Source organism: Glycomyces sp. NPDC049804 (assembly GCF_040674615.1).
GTDB classification, from domain to species: domain Bacteria; phylum Actinomycetota; class Actinomycetes; order Mycobacteriales; family Micromonosporaceae; genus Glycomyces; species Glycomyces niveus.
Genome location: NZ_JBFAMQ010000001.1, coordinates 306,511 through 322,592, shown reverse-complemented (window position 1 = coordinate 322,592; position 16,082 = coordinate 306,511). Strand labels below are relative to the sequence as shown.

At 71.1% G+C, this 16,082-nt stretch carries 14 protein-coding genes and 1 pseudogene; 8 read left to right on the top strand and 7 right to left on the bottom strand.

The window, feature by feature from the left end; all coding sequences use genetic code 11:
• Positions 1-9: 9 nt before the first annotated feature.
• The 6 genes and pseudogenes from AB0K52_RS01510 to AB0K52_RS01485 all read left to right on the top strand — a co-directional run.
• Positions 10-1,656: a Wzz/FepE/Etk N-terminal domain-containing protein gene (locus tag AB0K52_RS01510; protein WP_363524555.1), complete on the top strand. Its 1,647-nt coding sequence runs from the start codon at positions 10-12 to the stop codon at positions 1,654-1,656.
• A complete protein-coding gene (locus tag AB0K52_RS01505) occupies positions 1,653-3,041 on the top strand; it encodes a hypothetical protein (RefSeq protein WP_363524552.1) in 1,389 nt (462 codons plus the stop codon). Before AB0K52_RS01510 ends, AB0K52_RS01505 begins: the two co-directional genes overlap by 4 nt.
• Positions 3,038-4,270, top strand: coding sequence for a hypothetical protein (locus AB0K52_RS01500; RefSeq protein ID WP_363524549.1), 1,233 nt, complete (start codon positions 3,038-3,040; stop codon positions 4,268-4,270). The genes AB0K52_RS01505 and AB0K52_RS01500 overlap by 4 nt, the downstream gene beginning before the upstream one ends.
• On the top strand, positions 4,270-5,154 hold the full coding sequence (locus AB0K52_RS01495) for a sulfotransferase (protein ID WP_363524546.1): 885 nt from the start codon (positions 4,270-4,272) through the stop codon (positions 5,152-5,154). Before AB0K52_RS01500 ends, AB0K52_RS01495 begins: the two co-directional genes overlap by 1 nt.
• Positions 5,142-6,614 carry a polysaccharide biosynthesis C-terminal domain-containing protein gene (locus tag AB0K52_RS01490; RefSeq protein WP_363524543.1) on the top strand — a complete coding sequence of 491 codons (1,473 nt, stop codon included), beginning with the start codon at positions 5,142-5,144 and terminating at the stop codon, positions 6,612-6,614. Before AB0K52_RS01495 ends, AB0K52_RS01490 begins: the two co-directional genes overlap by 13 nt.
• Positions 6,615-6,828: 214 nt before the next feature.
• Positions 6,829-7,161 (top strand): annotated as a pseudogene (locus tag AB0K52_RS01485) (SAM-dependent methyltransferase); the annotation flags it as partial.
• 198 nt (positions 7,162-7,359) lie between these two features.
• Here the strand turns inward: AB0K52_RS01485 and AB0K52_RS01480 are convergent.
• Complete coding sequence (locus AB0K52_RS01480) at positions 7,360-8,121, bottom strand: WecB/TagA/CpsF family glycosyltransferase (protein ID WP_363524540.1); 762 nt, start codon at positions 8,119-8,121, stop codon at positions 7,360-7,362.
• A 258-nt stretch (positions 8,122-8,379) separates the two neighbouring features.
• Here AB0K52_RS01480 and AB0K52_RS01475 point away from each other — a divergent pair, with 258 nt between their 5' ends.
• Both AB0K52_RS01475 and AB0K52_RS01470 read left to right on the top strand, forming a co-directional pair.
• Positions 8,380-9,399, top strand: coding sequence for a sulfotransferase (locus AB0K52_RS01475; RefSeq protein ID WP_363524537.1), 1,020 nt, complete (start codon positions 8,380-8,382; stop codon positions 9,397-9,399).
• Entirely contained in the window at positions 9,392-10,297 is a 906-nt protein-coding gene (locus tag AB0K52_RS01470) for a glycosyltransferase family 2 protein (RefSeq protein ID WP_363524534.1), read from the top strand. Before AB0K52_RS01475 ends, AB0K52_RS01470 begins: the two co-directional genes overlap by 8 nt.
• A gap of 63 nt (positions 10,298-10,360) precedes the next feature.
• Here AB0K52_RS01470 and atpD read toward each other — a convergent pair whose 3' ends face one another.
• The 6 genes from atpD to AB0K52_RS01440 are packed head-to-tail and all read right to left on the bottom strand — an operon-like array spanning position 10,361 to position 15,992.
• Positions 10,361-11,788 (bottom strand): F0F1 ATP synthase subunit beta, encoded by a 1,428-nt coding sequence (gene atpD / locus AB0K52_RS01465; RefSeq protein ID WP_363524531.1) that lies wholly within the window; start codon positions 11,786-11,788, stop codon positions 10,361-10,363.
• Between the two features lie 2 nt (positions 11,789-11,790).
• A complete protein-coding gene (locus AB0K52_RS01460) occupies positions 11,791-12,729 on the bottom strand; it encodes a F0F1 ATP synthase subunit gamma (protein WP_363524528.1) in 939 nt (312 codons plus the stop codon).
• Between the two features lie 2 nt (positions 12,730-12,731).
• A complete protein-coding gene (gene atpA, locus AB0K52_RS01455; protein WP_363524525.1) occupies positions 12,732-14,366 on the bottom strand; it encodes a F0F1 ATP synthase subunit alpha in 1,635 nt (544 codons plus the stop codon).
• 34 nt (positions 14,367-14,400) lie between these two features.
• Positions 14,401-15,222: a F0F1 ATP synthase subunit delta gene (locus AB0K52_RS01450; RefSeq protein ID WP_363524522.1), complete on the bottom strand. Its 822-nt coding sequence runs from the start codon at positions 15,220-15,222 to the stop codon at positions 14,401-14,403.
• The gene (locus AB0K52_RS01445) at positions 15,222-15,764 is read right to left on the bottom strand and encodes a F0F1 ATP synthase subunit B (protein ID WP_363524519.1); all 543 of its coding nucleotides are present in this window, start codon (positions 15,762-15,764) and stop codon (positions 15,222-15,224) included. The genes AB0K52_RS01450 and AB0K52_RS01445 overlap by 1 nt, the downstream gene beginning before the upstream one ends.
• 21 nt (positions 15,765-15,785) lie before the next feature.
• Entirely contained in the window at positions 15,786-15,992 is a 207-nt protein-coding gene (locus AB0K52_RS01440; protein WP_208495318.1) for a F0F1 ATP synthase subunit C, read from the bottom strand.
• Between the last annotated feature and the right edge of the window lie 90 nt (positions 15,993-16,082).

Here is a 16,082-nt window from a genome sequence, read left to right as displayed (position 1 = left end):
GCCTTCGCGTTGAGGACCCCTGCCGCCCGCACGCTCGCCGATTACGGCGTCATCGTCCGCCGTTCCTGGTGGCTCATCATCGGAACGGTGGCCGCGGCGCTGGCCGCCGGGTTCGCCTACACCTCGCTGAGCGAGGAGGTCTACGAGTCCACGTCCTCGATCCTGGTGCTGCCCACCGCGAGCGACACGGAGGTGGCCGGCGCCCGCACCGCCGGGCAGGTCAACCTCGACACCGAGGCCCAGCTCGTCAAGTCCACCGAGGTCGCCGTGGCCGCCGCCGAAGCGCTCGGCTCGGCGGACGCCGACGACCTCGTCTCGCGCGTGTCGGTCACCGTGCCGCCCAACACGGCCGTACTCGAGATCGCCTTCCGCGCCGGCGACGCCGAAGCCGCCAAGGCCGGGGCCGTCGCGTTCAGCGAGGCGTACCTCGAGCACCGCCGCGCCGGGGCCACCGCCTCGCTCGAAAGCGCGATCGCCGCCGACACCGTCGAGCTCGACGCGGTCAAGGCCGACATCGCGGCCGCCGAAGCCGAGCTGTCCGGGATGGACTCGGGCGAGAACGGCCGGTCCCGGCTCGAAGCCGAACTCGACGGGCTGCAGCAGCAGGCCGACGAGATCGAGGCCGAAATCGCCGGGATCGAGGCCCAGCAGGGCGCGGTCTCGCCCGGCCGCGTCATCAACCAGGCCTCCGTGCCCGGCAAGCCCGTGAGCCCCAACGCGATGTTCAACCTCGCCGCCGCGCTCGGCATCGGCCTGCCGCTCGGCCTCATCCTCGCGTGGGCCCGGCACCGCCTGGCCCGCAAGGTCGCCTACCCGACCGACCTGGTCGAACGGTGCGAACTCGACGTGCTCGCCTCCGTGCCCCCGACCGTGAAGTTCCAGCGCCGCGAGGTCTTCGGCGCCTACAGCCCCGGCGGCCGGGTCTTCTCCCAGCTCAGGAATGTCGTCTCCGCGCAGTTGACGCACGACCGGCGCGTCATCGTCGTCGCGGGCGTGGCCCCCGGTCCCGCCGCGAGCGTCGTCGCCGCGAACCTCGCCACCGCGATGGCGCGGGCGGGCGACCGCGCCACCGCCGTCGCCGCCAACCCGAGCACCACCGTGGGCCTGCCGGAGCTGTTCGGCACGGACTCCGTGCCGGGCCTCGCCGACGTCTGGTCCGGCCGGGTCGACCTCGCGGTGGCCACGCAGGCCGCGCCGCGCCAGCCCAGCCTCAACGTGATCGGCCCCGGCGCCGCCGCCCGGGCCACCGGGCCGACCAGCGAGGCCGCCGCCGAGACGTTCTCGAAGCTCGCCGAAGCCGGGCGCTTCGTGGTCGTGGACGCCCCGCCGCTGTCGTGCAGCGCCGACGCGCAGCTGCTCGCCGGGCACGCCGACGCGGTGATCCTCGCCGTCCAGTCCGGCCGCGACTCGATCGGCGAGACCGCCGCGGCCGCGCTGGCCATGCGGCAGATCGACACGCCGCTGCTGGGCGCGGTCCTGCTTCCGAGCGTGCTCGGCCCGATGAACACCGTGCCGCTGCCGGGCGCGCGCCGCGAGGCGCCGCACACGCCGGCGGTGTCCGAGGACGAGACGCCCACGGACTCGCTCGAGCCGGTCGAGGACCTGGAGACCACGCAGGTCATCCCCGCGGTCCGCTCCGCGGTCGAGCCGCGATGACGCTCCTCGCGGCCGCCCGGTCCGCCGGGCGCGGCCGGCTCGACCTGCAGGCGCGAGAGGCCCGGGAGGGCGCCTCGCTCACCTGGCTCCTCGCGGGCTTCCCGCTGTGGTGGGCGCTCGGCATGGGCGTCCTCGTGATCCCGTTCGTGGCGGCCGTCGCGGCGGTGAAGCTGGTGCGGCGCAGGTCGATCGCCGTGCCGCCCGCGTTCGGGTGGTGGCTGCTGTTCCTTCTCGCGGTCACGCTGAGCCTCGCGAACCTCGGGGTCGACCCGCCCGGGACCGTGCCCGAGACGTGGTTCTCGAGCCTGCCCGGGGCGACGTTCAGGTTCGGCTTCTACTGCTGCTGCACCCTCATCGCCTTGTGGGCGTACAACCTGGTGGTCGAGGGCAAGCTCCGGCGGGAGCGGCTGATCCGGCTGCTGGGCTGGCTGTTCGTCGTCACCGTCGCGGGCGGGTTCCTCGGCACGTTCTTCGGGTCGTTCGAGTACACGTCGCCGGTGGAGGCGCTGCTGCCGAAGGCCGTCGCGAAGGACGGCTTCGTGCAGTCCCTCGTGCACCCGGCCGCCGCGCAGACCATGGACTTCCTCGGCTACGAGACGCCGCGCCCGGCCGCGCCCTGGGGCTACACGAACACGTGGGGCAACAACTTCGCGATCACCGCCGTCTGGTTCGCCATCGCCGCGTTCTGCACGCCCGTGAAGACGAAGTGGCGCATCGCCGCCGTCGTCCTGCTCGTCGCCTCGCTCGTGCCCGCCGTGTACTCGATGAACCGCGGCCTGTGGCTCGGGCTCGCCGCCATCGCGGTCTTCGCGGCCCTGCGGCTGCTCGTCTCCGGCAGACCGGGCGGCATGCTCGCCCTCGCGGGAGCCGGCTGCGCCGCGGTGCTGCTCGTGGTCCTGACGCCATTGGGGACGGTGGTGCAGACCCGGCTCGACAACGGGCACTCCGACGACGGCCGGGCGTTCTCCTCGGAGCGCGCCACGGCACTCGTCGTCGAGCACTCCCCCGTGATCGGCTTCGGATCGACGCGCAAGACGCTCGGCTCGGGCGAGTCGATCGCGGTCGGCCCCACCCCCGAATGCCCCCGCTGCGGCGGGCGCACCCTCGGCGGGAACGGGCAGCTGTGGCAGGTCATGTTCGCCCACGGGATCCTCGGCACCGTCACCTACCTCGGGTTCGCGCTCGCGGTGCTGTGGCGGTTCCGGCACGACCACACCGCGGTCGGCATCGCCGGGAGCGCCGTCGTCGGCTTCTCGCTGATCACGATGTTCTACTACAACGCCCTCGTGACGCCGCTCCTGTTCACCCTGCTCAGCTACGTCCTCCTCGCCACGGGCCGCCCGCCCGGGGTTCCACACCACGGCCCAGAGACGGAGAACCGATGAGCCGAGCCCTGAAGACCACCGACGACCTGCGCAGGCGCGCGACCTACCTCGCGGAGGTGGTCGACCAGCTGTACCCCGGTGCGGCGCAAGGCGACGCTCCGCGCCCGTACATCGTGGTGCCCGGCCGCCGCAAGCCGCGCGTGCTCATCCCGGCGGCCGATCGCAAGGTCGCCGCCGCCGCGCTCCACCGCTACGCCCGGCCCGCCGCGCGCGGCGCGCGTCTCAAGCGCGACGCCGCCGTGTGGGCGCTGCGCCTCGGCCTCGACCGGATGCTGCTGCCGCACCGCATCAAGGTCGGCGGTGCCGAGGGCATCGACGACCACCTCGCCACGGTGCTCGGCCACGAGGTCCATCTGAGCGTCCATATCGGTCCGGCGCGGGCGAACCGCAAGCCGGTGCTGCAGATCCTCAACGGGGACGCCGAGACGGTCGCCTTCGCCAAGCTCGGGGTCAACCCGCTGACCCGCGAGCTCGTCGAGGCCGAGACGAACGCGACGCGGCGCCTCAGCGAGTTCTGCGACCTGCGGCTGCTGCGAGTGCCCGAACTCCTGCACGCCGGGAACTGGAACGGCCACAACCTGATGGTGACCTCGGCGCTCCCGTCCTGGGACGCCCCGTCGGACCTCGGGCCCTCCCGCCGCACCGCCGCCATGCGCGAACTCGCCGACGCGTGCGGCACCGCCCGCTCGCCGCTCGGCGAGTCCGACTACGCGGTGCGGCTCCGCGGCCGGCTCAAGGACCTCACCGACCGCGGCGAGACCGACGCGGACACGCTCCAGACCGCGGGCGAGACCCTGCTCGACCGGTACGCCGGCACGGAGCTGACCTTCGGCGCGTGGCACGGCGACTGGTCGCCGTGGAACACCCGCGAGACCGAGGACCTGGTCTACCTGTGGGACCTCGAGCGGTTCGAGACCGGCGTCCCGTACGGGTTCGACGCCGCCCACTACCGGCTCCAGGACCACATCGTCACCCGCGGGGCCGACCCGACCACGGCCGTCCTCGGTCTCGTGGCCGAAGCGCCGTCCATCCTGGCGCCCATGGGCGTCGCGCCCGGCGAGGCCGAGCCGACCGCGCTGCTGTACCTCGTCGACCTCGCCGCCCGCTACATGGGCGACCAGGCCGAGCGGGCCGGCGCGGCGCTCGGCGCCCTCGGCCGCTGGCTCCTGCCCACCCTGCTGCGGCACATCGCCCGCCAGCGCACCGCTTCCGAGACGGGAGGCCAGTGATGAGCCCGAGGTCGCTCCGCGAGCGCATCCCGAGCCAGTTGAAGGCCGTCGTCGGCCACTCCTCCCGCACGTTCGGGCGGTTGACGGCGTCATCGCGCATGCTGCCGGGCCTGCTGATCTGCGGCGGCCAGCGCTGCGGCACCACGTCCCTGTACCGGGCGCTCGCGCAGCACCCGGCGATCATGAAGCCGGTGTTCCACAAGGGCGTGCACTACTTCGACACCGGTTACGACAAGGGCATGGCCTGGTACCGGGGGCACTTCCCGACGCAGGCGGCCTCGCGGCGGATCGCCGACCACACCGGGCTCGCGCCGGTCGCGTTCGAGTCGAGCCCGTACTACCTGTACCACCCGCTCGCGGCGGAGCGGTTCGCGCGGGACCTGCCGGGGGTCAAGGTGATCGTGCTCGTGCGCGACCCGGTCGAGCGGGCGTGGTCGCACCACGCGCACGAGGTGGCGCGCGGGTTCGAGCCGATCGCGGACTTCGAGGAGGCCGTCGCCGCGGAGGCGGGGCGGCTCGAGGGCAAGGAGGCGGCGCTGCGGGCCGACCCGTCGCTGTACGACTTCGACCACCAGCACCACGCGTACACGGCGCGCGGCCAATATACGGACTTCCTTGAGCCGCTCGCGAACCAGGTGGGCCGGGACCGGGTGCTGGTGCTCGACTCGGGCGAGTTCTTCTCCCGGCCGGAGGACGCGTTCGAGCGCGTGCTGCGGTTCCTGGGGCTGCCGTGGCTCGGCGAGTTCTCGTTCGCGCGGCACAACGCGCGCGGGCGCCCTTCGCCGATGTCCGCGGCCCTGCGCGAGCAGTTGACCGAGCACTACGGGCCCTATGACGAGCGGCTCGCCGACTGGCTTGGGGGCGTGCCGAGTTGGCGTCGCTGACGGCCGCCGCGGGTACCGCGGCCGTCGAGGAGGCGGGCCGCGAGGAACTGCGCGGCACCGCCCGCGGCGGGCTCGTCAACCTCGTCGGCGCGGCGGTGTCCGGGCTCGGGGGGCTGGCGGTCACGTGGCTCGCGGCGGTGGCGCTCTCCCCCGCCGAGGCGGGCGCGTTCTTCACGGCGACGTCGGTCTTCCTGCTGGCGGGCGCGATCGCGCGGCTCGGCACGCCGACGGGGCTCGTGTACTGGGTGGCGCGCCTGCACCAGAACGGGCGGGACGGCGCGGTCGGGTCGGTGCTCAAGCTGGGGCTGTGGCCCGCGGCGATCGTGTCGATGGCGGCGGCGTTCGGGCTGCTGCTGGCCGCGCCGATGTTCGCGAGCCCGGACCTGGTGCGGCTCATCGCGGTGTTCCTGCCCGCGTCGGTCGCGATGGACGCGCTGCTCGCGGCGACCCGCGGGTACCGGCTCATGGGGCCGTCGGTGCTCATCGACAAGCTGGGGCGCACCGTCGCGCAGCTGGTCGGGTTGGGCGCGATCGCGTTGGCGGGCACGGCGTCGCCCTTGACCATCACGTTCGCGTGGGTGCTGCCGTACCTGCCGGCGGCGCTCGCGGCGGGCTGGTACCTGCTGCGGCGGCACCGCCGTTCGCGCCCTGACCAGGGGTTCCCGGACCGGGTCTCGGCCCGGGCGTTCTGGGGGTTCACGGCGCCGCGCGCGGCGGCGGGCGTGGCGCAGCTGGGGCTGCAGCGGCTCGACATCATCATGGTCGCGGCGCTCGCGGGGCTCGGCCCGGCGGCGGTGTACACGGTCGCGACCCGGTTCGTGATCGTGGGGCAGATGGCCTCGGGCGCGGTCGGGCAGTCGGTGCAGCCGCGCGCGGCCGCGGCGATGGCCGCCGGGAAGCCCGCGGCGGCGCGGTCGCTGTACCAGGCGTCGACGGCGTGGATCGTGGCGCTCACCTGGCCGGTGTACCTGGGCGTGGGGCTGCTCGCGGACTGGTACCTGCGGCTGTTCGGCGGCGAGTACGTCGGCGGCGACGCGCGGCTCGTGGTGTGGATCCTGGTGCCCGCGATGATGGTCAGCTCGGCGTGCGGCGTGGTCGACTCGATGCTGGCGATGGCCGGCAGGACCTCGTGGCAGTTGGTCGACGTCTCGATTTCACTCGTGGTCAATGTGGGGTTGAACCTCGCGTTGATCCCTTCGATGGGGGTAGTCGGCGCGGCGATCGCGTGGTCGGCGGCCGTTCTGGTCAATAATTTGGTTCCACTCGCGCAACTGTGGCGCACGTTCGGCTTGCACCCGTTCGGGGCGTTGACGAGGCGGGCGCTGTTCGCGGCCGGTCTCGGATTCGGGGTCCTGCCGCTGGTTGTCTCGCCACTAGGCCCATTTCTGACGGCGGCCGCGCTCGCGGCCGCGGGCCTCGCGTGGGCGGTGGCGCTGCTGCGCTACCGGAACCGGATCTGACCTTGAAAGGGAATTCGTGGCCAGCAACTACACCGAGGTGTTCCAGGACCCGACCGCGGTAGAGAAGTACGCCGAGCGCACCTACGCCCCGGGCACGTTCTCGTCGATCGTCTCCACCCGCCAGGCCGGGTGGCTGCGCGGCTTCGTGCCGAACGCGTTCGCGACCCGGCCGACGCACCACGACTTCGCTTGCGGCACCGGCCGCGTCTCGCGGATGCTCGCGGGGCTGGTCGCGGTCTCGCACGGCTACGACACCTCCGAGGCCATGCTGCAGAAGGGCCGCGAGCTGGGCACGCCCGGCTACGCGCACCTGGTGCGGCCGGGCCTGGCCGCGCCCGAGGTCGACCCGGGGCGCCCGGCGCTGGTGACGGCGTTCCGGTTCGTGCTCAATGTGGACCTGCACCTGCGCGACCAGCTGATGGACTTCGCCTCGGCCGCGCTGCCGGACGCGGACGCGGGGCTGCTGCTCGTGGAGAACCACGGCAACGCCTCGTCGCTGCGGCACCTGCGCAAGACCTTCGGGCGCCTCGACGCGAGCACGTGGTTCCAGGAGCTCTCGCACCAGGAGATGCGGGACCTGTTCGCGCGCCACGGCTTCGAGCTGGTCGGCATGCAGGGCTTCACGCTGTTCACCCAGGGCTGCTACCGCGCGCCGTGGGGCTGGGCCGCCAGGGCCGCGGACGCCGCGCTGGCGTCCCCGCTGTCGAAGCGGGCCACTGACGTGGTCTACATCGCCCGCCGACGCTTAGCGGGCGCCGCGGCGACGTTCCCGGCAGGCCTCCGCGAGGAGGCGCACGGCTTCGGGAACGTCGTCCTTGAGGTAGCGGCGGACGAGGCGGCGCGGCTCGGAGAGCATCCGGAAGACCCATTCGGTGCCCGTGCGCTGCATCCATTTCGGGGCGCGGCGGCGGTATCCGGCGATGAAGTCGATGCTCGCGCCGCACCCGAGGAACCACGCGGCGGGGGCGGCCGAGCGCAGGCGCACCATCACATGCTCCTGCTTGGGGAAGCCGAGGCCGACGTAGACGAGGTCGGGGGCGGCGCTCTCGACGCGTTCGACGAGCGCGCGCCACTGCGACTCGTCCTTGTCGAAGCCCATGGGCGGGCACCACGCGCCGACCACTTTGAGGCCCGGGTAGCGGGCTTCGAGGAGGTCGGCGGCGCGCTCGGTGGGCCGCGCGGCGGCGTCCGGCGTGCCGCCCAGGAGGGCCACGCGCAGGCCGCGGGTCGCGGCGGCCGCGGAGAGCGACCAGACGAGGTCCGAGCCCGCCACGCGGGCGGGAAGCGGCGTTCCGGCCACTTTGGAGGCCCACACGAGGGGCGCGCCGTCGGCGACGACGAGGTCCGAGGCGGCGATGACGGCGCGCAGCTCGCGGCTCCGGCGGGCCGCGGCGACGATGTCCACGTTCGGGGTCACGATCTGACCGCCCCGCCCGGCCTCGAGCGCGTCGAGCACGCGTGCGACCGCCCCTGCTTCGGTGACCGGATCGATGGCGATGCCGCCCACGGACACTCGCTTCGCGGGCCCTGAGGTCGGCCGAGGTGTCGCGCCGCTGCCGCGGTCCGCGCGGGAAGGGCCCAAACGCTCCATGCGATCAGACGTTAGAGGTCCGCGTGCGATTTTCCGGGAATTTTGGCGACAGGGCGTGTCCCCCACCCCACCCCTCGTCGTTATACGAATCATCAAGGGGCGCCTGCAGGTTTCCGAGCCAGGCTCGGATCGCGGCCCCGGAGGCAGCGAAGCACCAGGGTGAGCGAGGGTTCAGTGAGCGTGAAGATCGCCGACACGGCCGAGCGGTCCGAGAACCGCGTCAAAGTGGTCTTCATCGGGGGTCTCGGTCGCAGCGGTACGACGCTCCTCGAACGCCTGCTCGGTCAGCTCCCCGGCGTCGTCCCCCTCGGCGAGATCACCCACCTGTGGGAACGGGACCTCGTCGGCAACGAGATGTGCGCGTGCGGGGCCGCCTTCTCGCACTGCGAGTTCTGGCAGCGGATCGGCGAGCGGGCCTTCGGGTCATGGGAGCACGTCGACGTCGAGCGGCTCAACGCCCTCAAGGCCACAGTGGACCGCACCCGGCACATCCCCGCGCTCGCGGCCAAGCGCCTCGCGCCCGCCCAGCACCAGCTCGTCACCGAGTACGCCGAGTACTTCGAGAAGATCTACACCGCCGCCGCCAAGGACACGCGCGCGCAGGTCGTCGTCGACTCCTCCAAGCACGCCTCGCTCGCGTACTGCCTGCGCTGGTCCCCCAAGATCGACCTGCGGGTGCTGCACGTCGTGCGCGACTCGCGCGGCGTCGCCTACTCGTGGACCAAGAAGGTCGCCCGCCCCGAGTCGCCCACGGGCGACCAGATGACCCGCTACTCCCCCGCGAAGGCCGCGATGCTGTGGAACGCGCAGAACGCCGCGTTCAGCCTCCTGGCCCGCCGCGGCGTGCCGGTGCGCCGGGTCCGGTACGAGCGGATCATCCAGCGCCCGCGCAAAGTGATCGCGTCCCTGGGCCGGTTCTGCGGTCTGGACCTGACCGAATCGGACTACAACTTCATCGGGGACGGCTGGGCCGACCTCGGCCCCAGCCACTCGGCGGCCGGCAACCCGATGCGGTTCACCGTGGGGCGCATCCCGATCTACCCCGACGAGGCCTGGACCGAGGACCTGCCCGAGAGCACCCGGCGCATGGTCTCCACCCTCACCCGGCCCCTCCTGGGCCGCTACGGCTACCTCGACGAAGAGGAGACCCCTGTGGACGAACCCGTTCTGGAAGAGGTGACCGCCCGTGACTGACTGGCCGTCGGTGGGCGTCGTGATCCCCACGCACAACCGCCCCCAGCAGGTGCGCGCGGCGCTGCGCTCGGTGCTGACCCAGTTCTACCCCGGCGAACTCGAAGTGATCGTCGTCTTCGACCGAGCCAAAGTGGACGAGGACCTCGCGGCGGACGGCAAGCGGCCCGTGCGCGTGGTCAAGAACGAGCGCACGCCCGGCCTCGCCGGGGCCCGCAACACCGGGATCACCGGGCTGGACACCGATCTCGTGGCGTTCCTCGACGACGACGACGAATGGCTCCCGGGCAAGCTCGCCGCGCAGGTGACCGCGCTCGGCACCGAGGCCGAGCTGTGCACCACCGCGATCGAGGTCGACTACCGCGGCCGCCGCAACTCCCGGCTCGCGCAGAAGACCATGGTGCGCCACGTCGACCTGCTCCGCTCGCGCATGATGATGCTGCACTCCTCCACGTTCCTGTTCCGCCGCTCCGCGCTCCTGGGCGGGCTCGGCCTCGTCGCCGAAGACGCGCCCGGCAGCCAGAACGAGGACTGGGACATGCTCCTGCGGGCCTCCAGGCGCCGCCCCATCGCCCACGTCGACGTCCCGTACGCCCTCGTCAACTGGGCCGGCTCGCACTTCGAGACCCGCTGGGACACCAAGATCTCCTCACTGCGGTGGATACTCGACCGCCACCCGGAGATCCACGGCAGCCCCGAGGGCGCCGCCCGCGTCTACGGCCAGATCGCCTGCTGGCACGCCGCCACCGGCGACCGCAAGGAAGCCCTCCGCTGGGCGCTGCGCGCCACGAAGGCCAACCCGAGCGAGCCCCGCGCCGCCGTCGCCGCCGCCGCGGCGGCGGGCATCGTCGGCGTCCCCGCCGTCATGGCCGCCCTGCACCGCCGCGGCCGCGGCATCTAGACCACGGAAAAGCGGCCCCGGAACCGAAGTTCCGGGGCCGCTTTCGATAAGCATCGCAATAGGTCAGCCCTTCTTGCGCAGCTCCTCTTCGTTCTTGTGCAGGTCGTCGAGGCCACCGCACATGAAGAACGCCTGCTCGGGGAAGTGGTCGTACTCGCCCTCAGCGATCTTCTTGAAGGCCTCGACGGTCTCCTTGACGGGGACGAACGAGCCCTCGACGCCGGTGAACTGCTTCGCCGCGAACGTGTTCTGCGACAGGAAGCGCTCGATGCGGCGCGCGCGGCCCACGACGAGCTTGTCCTCTTCCGAGAGCTCGTCCATGCCGAGGATGGCGATGATGTCCTGCAGCTCGTTGTACTTCTGCAGGATCTGCTTCACCGTCGACGCCACCGCGTAGTGCTCCGCACCGACGACCTCGGGCTCCAGAATGCGGGAGTTCGAGGCGAGCGGGTCGATCGCCGGGTAGATGCCCTTGTCGGAGATCTTCCGCTCGAGGTTCGTCGTCGCGTCCAGGTGGGTGAACGCGGTGAACGGCGCCGGGTCGGTGTAGTCGTCCGCGGGGACGTACACGGCCTGCATCGAGGTGATGGCCTTGCCGCGCAGCGAGGTGATGCGCTCCTGGAGCTCACCCATCTCGTCCGCCAGGGTCGGCTGGTAGCCCACGGCCGAGGGCATGCGGCCCAGCAGCGCGGAGGTCTCCGAACCGGCCTGCGTGAACCGGAAGATGTTGTCGATGAAGAGCAGCACCTCCTGGTTCTTGACGTCGCGGAAGTACTCGGCCATCGTCAGGGCCGACAGGGCGACGCGCAGACGCACGCCCGGCGGCTCGTCCATCTGGCCGTAGACCAGCGAGGTCTTCGGGAGGACGCCGGCCTCGGCCATCTCGGCGATGAGGTCGTTGCCCTCACGGGTGCGCTCGCCGACACCGGCGAACACCGAAGAACCACCGAAGTTCTGGGCGACGCGGATGATCATCTCCTGGATGAGCACCGTCTTGCCCACGCCGGCGCCGCCGAACAGGCCGATCTTGCCGCCCTTGACGTACGGGGCGAGGAGGTCGATGGCCTTGATGCCGGTCTCCAGCATCTCGGTCTTCGGCTCCAGCTGCGCGAACGCCGGGGCGTGGCGGTGGATCTCCCAGTAGTCGTCGGCCTCGAGCGTCTCGCCCTCAGCCAGGTTCAGGCACTCACCGAGGACGTTGAACACCTTGCCCTTGATGCCGTCGCCGACCGGGACCTTGATCTGCGCACCGGTGTCGCGGACCTCGGTGCCGCGGACCATGCCGTCGGTCGGGGCCATGCAGATGCCACGGACTCGGTTGTCGCCCAGGTGCTGGGCGACCTCGAGGGTCACGGTCTTCTTCTGGCCCCCGTACTCGATGTCCACATGCAGTGCATTGAAGATCGCCGGGATGGCGTTTCGAGGGAACTCGACGTCGACGACCGGCCCGATGACCCGTACGACGCGCCCCACTCCTTGAGTGTCAGTCATCGTTACTCTCTTCCTGCGGCGGAAAGGGCACTGGCCCCACCCACGATTTCGCTGATCTCCTGCGTGATCGCCGCCTGCCGCGCCGCGTTCGCGCTCCGCCGCAGGGTCTTGATCAATTCATCGGCATTGTCGGAAGCCGCCTTCATGGCCCGACGCTTCGACGCCAACTCGCTCGCCGCGGCATCGATCAGCGCCGCGTAGATGCGAGTCGTCAAGTACTTCGGCAGCAGCGCGTCGAGCAGCGCTTCCGGGTTCGGCTCGAACTCGTAGTCGGGAAGGAGCACGTGCTCTTCGAGCTCGGACTCCTCCACCTCTTCGACCTCGAGGGGAGCCAATTGCCGCGGTTCAGGGGTCTGCGTCAGCAGCGAGACGAACTTGGTGTGGACGATGTGCAGTTCGTCGACACCAAGGATACCGTCCGCTCCGGCGTCGTCACCCACGTCGTCGGCGCCGGACATGAACGCCGCGAGCAGCGTCCGCGTGATCTCCTGCGCGTCCGAGACCTTCGGCAACTGGGAGAACCCGGTCCACGAGTGGACGATCGGGCGGGAACGGAACCGGTAGTAGTCGACGCCCTTGCGGCCGGCGACGTACAGGACCGGCTGCTTGCCCTCCTCGGCGAGCCGGGAGACCAACTGCTCGGCCGTGCGGATGACGTTCGCGTTGTACGCGCCGCACATCCCCTTGTCGGCCGTGACCACCAGGACGCCCGCCCGGCGCACCTGCGGCCGCGGTTGCAGCAGCGGGTGGTTGATCGACGCGTTGCTCGCGAGCGAGGTCATCACGCCGGTCATGGCCCGGGCGTACGGCAGCGAAGCCGCCACCCGGTCCTGCGCCTTGGCGATGCGGCTGGTCGCGACCAGCTCCTGCGCCTTGGTGATCTTCTTGATGGACTGGGTCGACTTCAGCCGCTTGCGCAAAGTACGAAGCTGCGCTGACATGGCTAACCCTTCTTGACGCGCTTGACGGTCTCGACGTCGACGTCGCCCTCGAGGGCGTCTTCGGCGGCGTCGGTCACGTGAAGGTCGTCGGCGGTGGCCTTGAACATCTGCTTGAACTTGGCGATGGCGCGCTTGAGGGTGTCCTCGATGTCGCCCGAGACCTTGTCCTTGCCCACGGTGAGCTGCGCGACGAGGTCCTTGTGGTTGGCGCGCATGTAGGTCAGGAACTCGTTCTCGAAGCGGCGGATCTCGCCGACCGGGATATCGTCGAGCGCACCCGAGGTGCCCGCCCAGATCGAGATGGTCTCCTCGCCCATCGGGAACGGCTCGGCCACACCCTGCTTGAGGAGCTCGACCAGGCGCAGACCGCGGTCCAGCTGGGCCTTCGACGCGGCGTCCAGGTCCGACGCGAAGGCGGCGAACGCCTCCAGGTCGCGGTACTGGGCCAGGTCCAGGCGGAGCGAACCGGCGACCGAGCGCATGCCCTTGGTCTGCGCGGCGCCACCGACACGGGAGACGGACGTACCGACGTTGATCGCCGGACGCACACCCGAGTTGAACAGGCCCTCTTCGAGGAAGACCTGGCCGTCGGTGATCGAGATGACGTTGGTCGGGATGAACTGCGAGATGTCGCCGGCCTTGGTCTCGATGATCGGCAGACCGGTCAGCGAACCGCCGCCCAGCTCCTCCGAGAGCTTCGCGCAGCGCTCCAGCAGACGGGAGTGCAGGTAGAAGACGTCACCGGGGAAGGCCTCGCGGCCCGGGGGACGACGCAGCAGCAGCGACACGGTGCGGTACGCCTCGGCCTGCTTCGAGAGGTCGTCGAAGACGATGAGGACGTGCTTGCCGCCGTACATCCAGTGCTGGCCGATGGCCGAACCGGTGTAGGGGGCCAGGTACTTCAGGCCCGCGGGCTCGTCGGCGTTGGCCGCCACGATGGTGGTGTACTCCATCGCGCCGTGCTCTTCGAGCATGCCCTTGATGCCGGCGACGGTGGAGCCCTTCTGGCCGACCGCGACGTAGATGCAGCGCAGCTGCTTGTTCGGGTCGCCCGACTCCCAGTTCGCCCGCTGGTTGATGATCGTGTCGATCGCGACCTGCGTCTTGCCGGTCTTGCGGTCGCCGATGATCAGCTGGCGCTGGCCGCGGCCGATCGGGGTCATCGAGTCGATGGCCTTGATACCGGTCTCGACCGGCTCGAACACCGACTGGCGGTTGATGACGTTCGGGGCCTGGGCCTCGAGCTCGCGCTCGGTCTCGGCCTCGATCGGACCGAGGTCGTCGATCGGGTTGCCCAGGGCGTCGACGACGCGGCCCAGGAACTTGTCGCCGACCGGGACCGAGAGGACCTTGCCGGTGCGCTTGACGGACTGTCCCTCGCCGACCTTGGTCGGGTCGCCCAGGAGGACGGCGCCGATCTCGCGGACGTCGAGGTTCAGGGCCAGGCCCATCACGCCGCCCTCGAACTCCAGGAGCTCGTTGGCCATGACGGAGGGCAGGCCCTCGACGACGGCGATGCCGTCGCCGGCGCTGGTGACGGTACCGACCTCTTCGCGGGTGATCTCCGGCCGGTACGACGAGACGTAGGCGTCGAGCGCGCTACGGATCTCGTCAGAGGAGATGGTCAATTCAGCCATCTGAACGTTTACCTTTCTGTAATTACCGGCTGGATCAGCGTCCGGCCAAGGCTTGGCGGGCTTCGTCGAGGCGGCGCGAGACGGAGCCGTCCCACAGGTCCGAGCCGACTTGCACTCGGATGCCCCCGACGATCGCGGGGTCGACCGTGACCTTGAGCGCCGCAGGGCGCCCGTAGACCAGGCTGAGCTTGGCGGCGAGCTGGCGCTCCCCGGCCTCGTCGAGCGGCTTCGCCACGGTCACATAGGCCACCGTCTCGTCGCGGGCCGCCGCGGCGGCCTCGACCAGGTGGGCCAGTGAGGCGTGGAAGCTGCGACCGCCGATGCCGTAGGCGGCGGCGGTCGCGAGCTTCACGGTCACCGGCTCGGCCTTGCCCTCGAGCAGGTTCTCGATCAGCGAGGCCCGGCCCTTCGGGTCGGTGCCGGAGGCACCGAGCACCGCGGCGAGTTCGGCGTCACCGTCGACGAGCCGCCCGAAGCGGAACAGCTCGTCCTCGACGTTCGCCAGGGTCCCTTCCTTGGTCGCGGCGAGCAGCAGCGCCGCGACGGCGATCTGCTCGGTGCCGTCGGCCAGTTCGGACGGGGTGCCCCAGCGGCCGCGCACGAGCGTGGCCACCACGTCGGCGGCGGTCGCGCCCACCTGGGCCGCGATGAGCCCGCGGACCAGGCCCTCCCGGTCGTCCGCCGTGCGGGCGGGGTCGGACAGGGCGCGACGCAGCCGAGGCTGGTCGACGAGGAACCTCGTCACTCCCAGCAGCTGATCGCCGCACTCGGTGAGCTGCTCGGCCGAGTGGCCGGAGGCAGCGGCCTCCAGCACGGCCCGGCCGGCCTCGATGCTTTCGCGTCCAGTCGTCGACATCAGCGCGCTCCGCTCGTCTCGGCCGTCTCGTCGGAGATCTGGGACAGGAACTGGTCCACAGTCGCCGTCGTGTCGGCGTCGCCGGCGAGGCGCTGACCGATGATCTTCCCGGCCAGGTCAACGGCCAGGTTCCCGACCTCGCTGCGCAGCTCGCGGACGAGCTGCTGGCGAGAGGCCTCGACCTGCGCGTGGCCGGCCGCGATGACGCGGTTGGCCTCTTCGCGGGCGGAGACGAGGATCTCCTCCTTGGCGGCCACCGCGTCGGCACGGGCCTCGTCGCGGATCGCGGCGGCCTCCTCCTGCGCGGCGGCGAGCTTGCGGCGGTACTCCTCGAGCGTCTGGTTGGCCTCTTCTTGAGCCCGCTCAGCCCGCTCGATGCCGCCTTCGATCGCGTCCACTCGTGCCTCGAAGGTCTTCTCCATCATGGGGAAGACGAACTTCATGAGCACGAAGCACAGCAGACCGAAGGCGATGGCGCCGACGAGGATCTCTTGCCAGATCGGGAAGAGGATCGCCGTGCCTCCTTCGGCGGCGTGAATCATGTTCGCTCCGTAAGGTGGTGGTTAGGAGTTGATGAACGCGAGGACCAGGCCGAACAGGGCCAGAACCTCGACGAGGGCGAAGCCCATGAACAGCATCGGGCGGGTGATACCGGCCGACTCGGGCTGACGAGCGGTGGCGGTGATCCACGCGGCGAAGATCAGGGCGACACCGATACCGGGGCCGATCGCAGCGAGGCCGTAACCGACGACGTTGAGGCTGCCTTCCATGGCGTTTTTCTCCTAGGTGTCAGCGTGGCGTGTCCGTCACGCGCACGTTGTTCTTCAATTGCGAAAACTGTGTGGGGCGGGGTTCATCGG

Excerpts from the sequence above, each read along its gene's own strand:
- AB0K52_RS01505 (WP_363524552.1), top strand. The coding sequence starts at position 1,653 with ATGACGCTCCTCGCGGCCGCCCGGTCCGCCGGGCGCGGCCGGCTCGAC.
- AB0K52_RS01500 (WP_363524549.1), top strand. The coding sequence starts at position 3,038 with ATGAGCCGAGCCCTGAAGACCACCGACGACCTGCGCAGGCGCGCGACC.
- AB0K52_RS01495 (WP_363524546.1), top strand. The coding sequence starts at position 4,270 with ATGAGCCCGAGGTCGCTCCGCGAGCGCATCCCGAGCCAGTTGAAGGCC.
- atpD (WP_363524531.1), bottom strand. The coding sequence starts at position 11,788 with ATGACTGACACTCAAGGAGTGGGGCGCGTCGTACGGGTCATCGGGCCG.
- AB0K52_RS01460 (WP_363524528.1), bottom strand. The coding sequence starts at position 12,729 with ATGTCAGCGCAGCTTCGTACTTTGCGCAAGCGGCTGAAGTCGACCCAG.
- atpA (WP_363524525.1), bottom strand. The coding sequence starts at position 14,366 with ATGGCTGAATTGACCATCTCCTCTGACGAGATCCGTAGCGCGCTCGAC.
- AB0K52_RS01450 (WP_363524522.1), bottom strand. The coding sequence starts at position 15,222 with ATGTCGACGACTGGACGCGAAAGCATCGAGGCCGGCCGGGCCGTGCTG.
- AB0K52_RS01445 (WP_363524519.1), bottom strand. The coding sequence starts at position 15,764 with ATGATTCACGCCGCCGAAGGAGGCACGGCGATCCTCTTCCCGATCTGG.
- AB0K52_RS01440 (WP_208495318.1), bottom strand. The coding sequence starts at position 15,992 with ATGGAAGGCAGCCTCAACGTCGTCGGTTACGGCCTCGCTGCGATCGGC.